This window comes from Candidatus Arsenophonus phytopathogenicus (assembly GCF_056113345.1).
On sequence record NZ_JBUIOB010000018.1, the window covers coordinates 17723 to 26719 of the forward strand.

Genomic DNA, 8997 nt, shown 5'->3' on the forward strand with positions numbered 1-8997 from the left:
TGTGTGAGCAGGTTCGATTTTCTATAAGGAACAGTACGATGAATAGCGTTTTAACTTTTAAAGAAAAAAGTATCATTCCCTTTGATAAGGGAGATAACAAAATTTGGTTTACAAGTAAACAGGTAGCTGAATTGCTGGCTTATTCGAAGACTAAATCGGTAACGAATTTATACAATGCTAATGCTGATGAATTTACTTCTGCGATGACCGAGGTCATCGCAACAGTGACCTCGAATAAATCAAAGCGAGGGGCCAATCTTCAAACTAAAGTACGTTTATTTTCTCTTCGCGGTCTTCACTTATTAGGTATGCTTGCTGATACGCCAGTTGCTAAAGAGATACGTAAATGGGTACTTAATTTGATAGAAAAAGAAGAGATTGATAAAACAACTTTAGCCTCTCTCGATATTAATGAATTGAAGGATTTAACCATTGGAGAGATGCAAAACCGTCTGGTTGCTGCGAATAAATGGTCTTTTGACAATTTTGGTAGAAAAGGCAGTGACTTAATGAATTTACGTAAGCGTCATCTGAATAAGATACGTAAAGCTGAGAAAACCATTTTGTCACTTTCTCAACTAACGCTGCCTGGATTTGAAGACCCTGCAAATGGAGAAAGTCAAGCATGACCCCCGAACAATTCATTGAAGCCAATATCAAGGCCGAGTTATTAAAGCTCGGCTTTTCTTCATCAATAGCAGCAATGGCAACAAGTGAAGCGATCCGCTATTACCGCAAACAGCCAGCTAGCAGAAGAGGCAAGATGATATCGGATTGTCTCAATCAGGCTAAACGATGGGCGAAGAGTGCGGCTAAACATAAACATTAATTTGAAACAGGTGAAATGATGAAAGAAATAACCGCAGAACAACAAATGCGCCTTGATATTTTAACATCGATTTTGTGAAAGACGAGAAGCTGAAATTTGAGATATTTAAGGATTTATGGCACGAGTCCGGCGCAGAAAGTACGCTTGTTGCCCGTGCGCAAAAGTCAATCCAAAAGGGGAAAGAAGCTTTACTCCTTTTCCAGTAAACCTGGCGAGTAAATTATGGTGAGTAAAAAGAAAATTGGACGCCCAAGTAAATTAGTCGTCAGTCTTGAAAAAGCTAAACACTATTTAAATGGTGAATATAAAACGGTAGGCGATGTGGTACCCAGCGTAGCTGGCCTAGCCTGTTACTTAGGTATTAGCAGGTCTACCGCACAGGAATATGCTAAAGAAAATAAAGAATTTTCAGGCACGTTAGCGGCTATCAAAACTATTCAAGAAAATAGCCTGATAAATAAAGGGCTTACAGGCGAGTTTAACCCAACGATTGTTAAATTAATGTTATCCAATCATGGCTACGCAGAAAAACAAGAAACTGCCCTCATAGGTAAAGATGGCGGCGCAATTGAAACGGACAACAAAATTAGTATTGAATTTATAGGAATGACTATAAGTGAAGGTGCAAATTAGTGAAAAGTTCGCGCCAATGTTTAAACCGAAACGCATAAAAGTTTACTTTGGTGGTCGTGGCGGCATGAAAACGGTTTCTTTTGCTAAGATAGCATTAATAACAGCATCGATTAATAGGCGCAGATTTTTGTGTTTGCGTGAATTTATGAATTCTATAGAAGATTCTGTACACGCTGTTTTACAAGCAGAGGTAGAAACGCTGAGGTTACAAAATCGGTTTCGTATTCTTGATAATTGCATTAAAGGTATCAATGACTCTCTTTTCAAATACGGACAGTTAGCACGTAATATTGCTTCTATCAAGTCAAAGCACGACTTTGATGTTGCATGGGTAGAAGAGGCTGAAACAGTATCTGAAAAAAGTCTTGATATACTTATTCCAACCATCCGTAAGTCAGGTTCTGAGCTGTGGTTTTCATTTAATCCGGCAGAAGAAGATGGCGCTGTATATAAGCGTTTCGTTAAGCCTTACAAGGAAAGGATTGATGATCAAGGCTATTACGAAGACGATGAAATATATGTCGGTAAAGTGAGCTATCTGGATAACCCTTGGTTACCAGAAGAACTAAAAAATGATGCTGAGAAGATGAAACGTGAAAACTATAAAAAATGGCTTCATATTTACGGTGGAGAGTGTGATGCTAATTATGATGATGCATTAATTCAGCCTGAGTGGGTAGATGCTGCGATCGATGCACACATCAAGTTAGGACTTAGGCCAAGAGGCATTCGTGTTGTTACCTTTGATCCTGCCGATTCTGGTCAGGATGAAAAAGCATTATCAAAACGCTATGGCGTTCTTGTTGAGGATTGTGTGAGTTGGTCAGAAGGTGATGTGGCAGATGCAACTATTAGGGCTTTTGATGAAGCCTTTGACTATCGAGCTGATGATTTTATTTATGACAACATTGGTTTAGGTGCGGGTACAGTAAAAACCCATCTAAGACATAGCAATGATGGTAATAAGATGGTTGTGACTGGCTTTGGCGCTGGTGATTCTCCCGATTATCCTAATGAAATATATGTTCCAGGGAACGGAGAATATATCCCATCTTTAAATAATGATGACAGAACTAACCGCGATACGTTTAGAAATAAACGCGCTCAATATTGGGTTTATTTGGCAGACAGATTTTATAAAACATGGTGTGCAGTTGAAAAGGGAGAATATATTGATCCTGAAGAACTGATAAGTCTATCATCAAAAATAGAGAAGTTATCACAACTTAAATCTGAATTGGTTAAACAACAACGAAAACGTACACCGGGTAATCGATTAATTCAATTGAGAAGCAAAGAGGAAATGAGATCAAAAGGGATAAAGTCGCCCAATATGGCTGATACCCTCATAATGTCATTTGCTAATCCCATCCGCTTAAAAGAAGACACTGAAATATTCGTCCCCTCATCTTCTAGTTGGTAATTATGGCTGAAACATTACATAAAAGACATGAGCAAATTATGCTCAGATTTGACCGTGCGCATTCATCGCAAGAAGAAGTAAGAAGTAAATGTATTGAGGCGACAAGATTTGCGCGCGTTCCTGGTGGGCAATGGGAAGGCGCAACGGTCGCTGGCTCTGAAGTAAAAAAATATTTTGCGAAATATCCCAAATTTGAAATCAATAAAATATCTAATGAATTAAACAGAATAATTAGCGAATATCGCAATAATCGAATTACGGTGAAATTTAGGCCTGGTGACAAGGAAGCTAGCGAAGAATTAGCCAATAAATTAAATGGTTTATTTCGTGCTGATTACGAAGAAACTGACGGTGGTGAGGCATGTGATAATGCATTCGATGATGCCGCGACAGGTGGATTTGGTTGTTTCAGGCTGACGACAAATTTAGTCAATGAACTTGAACCCATGGACGAAAGACAGCGTATTTGCTTGGAGCCAATATACGATCCTGCCCGCTCCGTTTGGTTTGATCCTGACGCCAAGAAATATGATAAATCTGATGCACAGTGGGCTTTTCTGTATGTATTCACTGTCAGTTGATAAATACAAAGCACAATACAATAAAGATCCGGCGACGTTAGATGGCAGAATTGAGAAAACTTGGGATTATGACTGGTTTGATAATGATATTGTTTATATTGCCAAGTATTATGAAGTAAAAAAAGAATCCGTCGATGTTATTAGTTTTAGAAATCCCTTCACTAATGAAACAGTCACCTATGACAGTGATCAACTTCAACTTGTTCAGGATGATCTTGAAGACATAGGCTTTATTGAGGAAGCTCGGCGAACTATAAAGCGCAAACGTGTTTATGTCTCAGTGATTGATGGTGATGGATTCCTCGAGAAAGCTCAACGAATACCAGGTGATCATATTCCGTTAATTCCAGTCTATGGTAAGCGGTGGTTTATCGATGATATTGAGCGAGTTGAGGGGCATATAGCAAAAGCCATGGATGCACAACGGTTGTATAACTTACAAGTGTCGATGCTGGCAGATTCTGCGACTCAGGATACGGGTTCGATTCCGATTGTTGGTAAAAGTCAGATAAAAAAACTGGAGAAATATTGGGAAACCAGGGATAAGGACAGACCCGCTTTTTTACCATTAAATGAGATTGTTGACAAACAAGGCAATATTATTGCTCCACCAACGCCAATAGGATACACCCAACCGCAGCCACTCAATCAGGCAATGGCGGCATTATTACAACAAACCAGTAGTGATATTCAAGAAGTAACCGGTTCAAGTCAGGCCATGCAGCAGATGCCGAGTAATATAGCAAAAGAAACCGTCAATAATCTGATGCATCGATCAGATATGTCTTCATTTATCTATTTAGATAACATGGCTAAAAGCCTCAAAAGGGCGGGTGAAGTTTGGTTATCGATGGCCAGAGAAGTTTATGGTTCAGACAGAGAAGTCCGTATTATTAATGATGATGGCACTGATGATATAGCGTTAATGTCGGTGGCCATCAAAGATAAGCAGACAGGACAAGTGGTTGCGATGAATGACTTATCGACGGGTCGTTATGATGTCACCGTTGATGTGGGGCCATCTTATACCGCGAGACGTGATGCTACTGTTTCAGTTCTGACTAATCTGTTGGCTGGAATGTTACCGCAAGACCCAATGCGTGCAGTTGTTCAGGGGATTATTCTAGATAATATGGACGGGGAAGGGCTCGACGAGTTCAAAGATTACAATCGCAAGCAGTTATTAACTCAAGGCGTTGTTAAGCCTCGTAATGCAGAAGAAGCCCAAGTTGTTGATCAGGCTCAACAGCAAGCCCAACAACCTAATGCTGAACTTGTCGCCGCTCAAGGGGTATTGATGCAAGGGCAAGCTGAAGTTCAGAAAGCGAAGAACGAAGAGTTGTCTATTCAGGTTAAAGCTTTTCAGGCTCAGACTGAGGCTAGAGTAGCAGAAGCTAAAGTGGTTCAACTTCTTGCCTCTGCTGACAGTACAAAGCGCTCTGAAATTAGAGAAGCGCTAAAAATGTTACATCAATTCCAGAAAGAACAAGGCGACTCATCACGAGCGGATGCCGAGTTAATCCTAAAAGCAACCGATACGCAGCATAAAAAAAATAGGGATGTGGAGAAAACCCTTCAATCTCAACCTAACCTAAAGTCACCTGCGGATCTCTCGCAGCGTTAAGGGGTAGTAGAAAAATGGAAAATGAACTGATTATTGATGGTCAGGCGGTACCTATGTCTGAAAATCAGAAACCACAACAGCTAGAAACAACAGAACAAACAAAACAAGTTAGTGAGAGTAACACCACTGACAATGCAGAAATTGTCAATGGTGAATCATCTGATGAAGAAAAACCAGATCAGAACGTCGATCAGGAGCAAGATTACGCCTTGCAGATCGGCGATGAAGAAATCGCTTTGAGTAATGATTCTGACGAAGATAAGGCTGCCCCAAAATGGGTAAGAGATCTTCGTAGAGGGTTTGAAAAGATACAGAAAGAAAATAGCGAATTGAAACGACAGCTTGAGGAATCAACAGCCAAGCAGTCTCATCAATCGCCAGTTGATCATGATAACGTTATTCCGGCTAAACCCACCTTGGAATCGTGTGATTATGATGAAGAAGTCTATGAAAAAGCACTGACAGATTGGCATGAGAAAAAAAGCCATGCCGAACAAAAGAAACAAGTGCAGCAAAGGCAGCAACAAGAAGTTCAGGAGCGGTTTATTCAACGTTTACAATCTCATCAACAGCGCGCCGCTAAATTGCCCGTAAAAGATTATACGGCGATGGAAGAAGTTGTGCGAGCAGAGGTACCTATATTGCAGCAGGAAATTTTAATTCATGCTGCTGATGAGGGAACGGAACTTATCGCCTATGCACTTGGAAAAAACAAAGCATTACGCCAGCGGATTTCCCTGCCTTCAAAAAAATGGGCTTTGTTTCATCTCTTGATGAAGTAAAGGAACCTAAAAAAACACCTGAAAAATCTAATGAGCCTAAAAAAGAGAAGGGCACTAAAGATGACAAAACCGCTAACTAAAGGTGAGATTGCTCTGTTTGTTTTGCGCAAGGCGGGTATTGACTCAGTTGCCACTAACACAGAGTTAGCACCCCAATCGCTTGAAGATAGTATTACTGACCTTGAAGACTTAATGGCAGAGTTACAAATTACATTTGGGGATTTGGGCTATCAGTTTTCATTAGATGAACAACCCTCACCGAATGATGCAACAGGCCTTCCTCGCAAATATAAGCATGCCATTGGTTATCAATTGATGCTGCGAATGTTATCGGATTATGGCATTGAGCCTACCCCGAGACAAGAAGCGTCGGCCGCCGCATCCTATGATGCGCTTCTTATTGACACGCTCAGTGTTCCATCAATAGAAAGGCGGGGTGATATGCCTGTTGGTCAAGGTAATAAATACTCCTCGTTAGGAGCTGATAGCTATTATGCTGAGAGGGGATTCCATGCCAAAAATGCAGATTCCGCTCGCTAAAGGATTAGCTAAAGATATCAAGACAGCCGATTATATTGATGCCTTACCCGTGAATATGCTGGCAACACCTAAAGAGGTACTTAATGCTGCGGGTTACTTAAGATTACTCCCTGGTATTGAAAAAAGCAGGAAGTGAACGGCATATCACGTGGTGTGCAATTTAATACAAAAAACAACACGCTCTATCGAGTCTGTGGTAACAAGCTTTATCTTAATGGCATTCAAATTGCTAATATACCTGGAACTGATCGGGTTTCACTTTCTCATTCAGGAAACAGTCAGGCCGTTTGTTTTGGCGGTAAACTAAAGTTCTATCGATATAACGGAACAGAGAAGGAATTATCAAACTGGCCAAAGGATAAATACCCGCAATATGATTTAGGCGAAGTGATCGATGTCTGCCGCAATCGGGGACGTTACATCTGGCTACAAAAGGCGGTGAACGATTTGGTGTAACTGATCTGGAGGATGAATCTAAACCGGATAGATATAGACCCTTCTATCGTGCCGAATCTCAGCCCGATGGTATCGTTTCCGTCGACTCATGGCGAGATATGATTATTTGTTTTGGTTCATCAAGCATAGAGTATTTTACCTTGACTGGATCGGATGAAGCTTCTTCAACCCATCTATCAGGCTCAGCCAGCTTATATGATTCCGTCGGGTATTGCCGGTCGTGATTGCAAATGTCGTTATCAGGATAAATACGCCATCCTAAGCCAACAATCAACCGGACAACCTGCTATTTATATTATCGGCGCGGGTGAAAAAAACAAAATATCAACCGCTACCATTGATAAAATCATCAGTCATTATTCTGCTGAAGAATTATCTACATCAGTGATGGAGTCCATTAAATTTGATAACCATGAATTATTAATCCTTCACCTGCCTAAACACACACTTTGCTTTGATGCTTCGGCACATAATCAATGGTCAATCCTCAAAACAGGTTTTTATGACGATCCCTATCGTGCGATTGATTTTATGTTCTATGGAAATCAAATAACAGTGGGTGACAAAAAAGAGGGTGTTACCGGTCATTTGGTTTTTAATGCCTCAAATCAATATGAACAATCGACAGAGCACCTTTTTTATACACCCATGATAAAAGCTGACAATGCAAGATTATTTGATTTTGAACTGGAAGCCTCAACGGGTGTTGCCCAAATTGCTGACAAACTATTTCTATCTGCAACAACAGACGGTATCAATTATGGCAGAGAGCAATTGATAGGGCAAAACTCACCCTTTCGTTATGACCAGCGAATTATTTGGCGAAGAATTGGCAGAGTGAGAAAAAACATTGGTTTTAAGATACGTATTATCACTCAATCACCCGTAACATTATCTGACCTGTCAGTAAGGATGGAATAATGCCTAATCAGTCTTATGCCAACTCACGACTGGAAAATCCAATCAGTGTACAAGGTGCCTATATTGCTCCCGATATCCTGCCTCAAAATTTTAGTGAAACCTACCGTCGAATAGTATTAAGCGGTGCTGAGGATATAGGCAAGGTGGTTAATAGGGCTAATGATGCGGGCTATGAAGCCTATTCAGCCCAAATTAAAAATGAAGAGCAGGATATTATTCTTGGTCATCACGAAGAAAGAATAACAAAAACTGAGGAGGGTTTAGCAAGTCTTGAAGTTAGAGTGCTTAATATTGAAAATGATGTAAATGGACTAAAGATAAAGATACAGGATCTGATGGTAAAGTATCTGAAATCATCGTTGATTACGTCTCGTTGAGTCGAGTCACTCAGCAAAATTTATCATCATCCCTCAATGTCAACACTGCTTATTCTGTTAACGGCACAAAAGTGGTTGGTCAGCGTGTTATGGGATTTACGCCAGCTATCGGTACGCCCTTGAAGAAAAATTTTGATGCCGATCAATCCTTCTAAATTGGAAAAGATTATGACAAAGATGAAATTGATGCATTGGCTAATGCGTTAATCGCATCTCGCCAGCGAATAAAGGCATTAGAAGACGCGTTAAGATCGCACGGGTTGATTGACTGATGAAAATTAAAATTATTGACAATATCCAACAATTCCAGCGGTTTTTTACAGATAAAAGCAAGATCGGTTATGCCATGGAAAATAACGGGGATTATCAATTAAAGAACAATCAGCTTTATGTGGGTGTTTATGAAGGGTTAATGCTGGTTGGTTTTTTTTCAATAGAATTTATTCGCAACCAGTTAATTGAAATTCATCCGGTGTTTGATCCGGGTTTTCGGGGCAAATATGCATTGATAGCAACGAGAAATTTTTCAACATGGTTGGTGGATAATGTCAATTTTTCCACCGTTATTACCTATGTTCCTGAAAAAACGCCGTGGGGGAAAGCTATCTGTAAATTAATGAATATGCGAAGAGTCGGTGTGATTGACAATGCATTAACCGCGGGTAATCAACAAATCAATATGACAATGTACCAGGTCACCAAAGAGGAATTAAAAGATGGGTGGAGGCAGTGGAGATAACGGCGCTAGCGAACAGGCCAGAGCGTCACGTGAAGCAATAGACTTGCAAAGAGAGCAATGGAATCAGGTTATGCAAAATCTGGCACCTTATA

Annotated in this window: 10 protein-coding genes and 3 pseudogenes; all 13 read left to right on the forward strand. The window is 40.4% G+C overall.

What is annotated here, in order from left to right; translation table 11 throughout:
• The first annotated feature begins 38 nt into the window (after positions 1–38).
• Positions 39–629: a BRO-N domain-containing protein gene (locus AC01GB_RS14370; protein WP_474452443.1), complete on the forward strand. Its 591-nt coding sequence runs from the start codon at positions 39–41 to the stop codon at positions 627–629.
• Positions 626–829 (forward strand): hypothetical protein, encoded by a 204-nt coding sequence (locus tag AC01GB_RS14375; protein ID WP_474452444.1) that lies wholly within the window; start codon positions 626–628, stop codon positions 827–829. Before AC01GB_RS14370 ends, AC01GB_RS14375 begins: the two co-directional genes overlap by 4 nt.
• A gap of 74 nt (positions 830–903) precedes the next feature.
• Positions 904–1035: a DUF2560 family protein gene (locus AC01GB_RS14380; protein WP_474452445.1), complete on the forward strand. Its 132-nt coding sequence runs from the start codon at positions 904–906 to the stop codon at positions 1033–1035.
• Between the two features lie 16 nt (positions 1036–1051).
• On the forward strand, positions 1052–1462 hold the full coding sequence (locus AC01GB_RS14385; protein WP_474452446.1) for a DNA-packaging protein: 411 nt from the start codon (positions 1052–1054) through the stop codon (positions 1460–1462).
• Positions 1446–2885 carry a PBSX family phage terminase large subunit gene (locus tag AC01GB_RS14390; RefSeq protein WP_474452447.1) on the forward strand — a complete coding sequence of 480 codons (1440 nt, stop codon included), beginning with the start codon at positions 1446–1448 and terminating at the stop codon, positions 2883–2885. Before AC01GB_RS14385 ends, AC01GB_RS14390 begins: the two co-directional genes overlap by 17 nt.
• Before the next feature lie 2 nt (positions 2886–2887).
• Positions 2888–5090, forward strand: a pseudogene (locus AC01GB_RS14395) (portal protein).
• A gap of 53 nt (positions 5091–5143) precedes the next feature.
• Positions 5144–5872 carry a phage capsid protein gene (locus AC01GB_RS14400; protein WP_474452449.1) on the forward strand — a complete coding sequence of 243 codons (729 nt, stop codon included), beginning with the start codon at positions 5144–5146 and terminating at the stop codon, positions 5870–5872.
• A 60-nt stretch (positions 5873–5932) separates the two neighbouring features.
• On the forward strand, positions 5933–6412 hold the full coding sequence (locus AC01GB_RS14405) for a packaged DNA stabilization gp4 family protein (RefSeq protein WP_474452450.1): 480 nt from the start codon (positions 5933–5935) through the stop codon (positions 6410–6412).
• Positions 6384–7789: pseudogene (locus AC01GB_RS14410) on the forward strand (packaged DNA stabilization protein). Before AC01GB_RS14405 ends, AC01GB_RS14410 begins: the two are co-directional and overlap by 29 nt.
• Positions 7789–8166, forward strand: a complete 378-nt coding sequence (locus tag AC01GB_RS14415) for a hypothetical protein (RefSeq protein ID WP_474452451.1) — start codon at positions 7789–7791, stop codon at positions 8164–8166. Before AC01GB_RS14410 ends, AC01GB_RS14415 begins: the two are co-directional and overlap by 1 nt.
• The gene (locus AC01GB_RS14420) at positions 8163–8321 is read left to right on the forward strand and encodes a hypothetical protein (RefSeq protein ID WP_474452452.1); all 159 of its coding nucleotides are present in this window, start codon (positions 8163–8165) and stop codon (positions 8319–8321) included. Before AC01GB_RS14415 ends, AC01GB_RS14420 begins: the two co-directional genes overlap by 4 nt.
• Positions 8322–8437: 116 nt before the next feature.
• Positions 8438–8905, forward strand: a complete 468-nt coding sequence (locus tag AC01GB_RS14425) for a DUF2824 family protein (RefSeq protein ID WP_474452454.1) — start codon at positions 8438–8440, stop codon at positions 8903–8905.
• Positions 8883–8997: pseudogene (locus AC01GB_RS14430) on the forward strand (DNA transfer protein); the annotation flags it as partial. The gene AC01GB_RS14425 and the pseudogene AC01GB_RS14430, both read left to right, overlap by 23 nt.

Excerpts from the sequence above, each read along its gene's own strand:
- AC01GB_RS14400 (WP_474452449.1), top strand. The coding sequence starts at position 5,144 with ATGTCTGAAAATCAGAAACCACAACAGCTAGAAACAACAGAACAAACA.
- AC01GB_RS14385 (WP_474452446.1), top strand. The coding sequence starts at position 1,052 with ATGGTGAGTAAAAAGAAAATTGGACGCCCAAGTAAATTAGTCGTCAGT.
- AC01GB_RS14375 (WP_474452444.1), top strand. The coding sequence starts at position 626 with ATGACCCCCGAACAATTCATTGAAGCCAATATCAAGGCCGAGTTATTA.
- AC01GB_RS14405 (WP_474452450.1), top strand. The coding sequence starts at position 5,933 with ATGACAAAACCGCTAACTAAAGGTGAGATTGCTCTGTTTGTTTTGCGC.
- AC01GB_RS14370 (WP_474452443.1), top strand. The coding sequence starts at position 39 with ATGAATAGCGTTTTAACTTTTAAAGAAAAAAGTATCATTCCCTTTGAT.
- AC01GB_RS14425 (WP_474452454.1), top strand. The coding sequence starts at position 8,438 with ATGAAAATTAAAATTATTGACAATATCCAACAATTCCAGCGGTTTTTT.
- AC01GB_RS14415 (WP_474452451.1), top strand. The coding sequence starts at position 7,789 with ATGCCTAATCAGTCTTATGCCAACTCACGACTGGAAAATCCAATCAGT.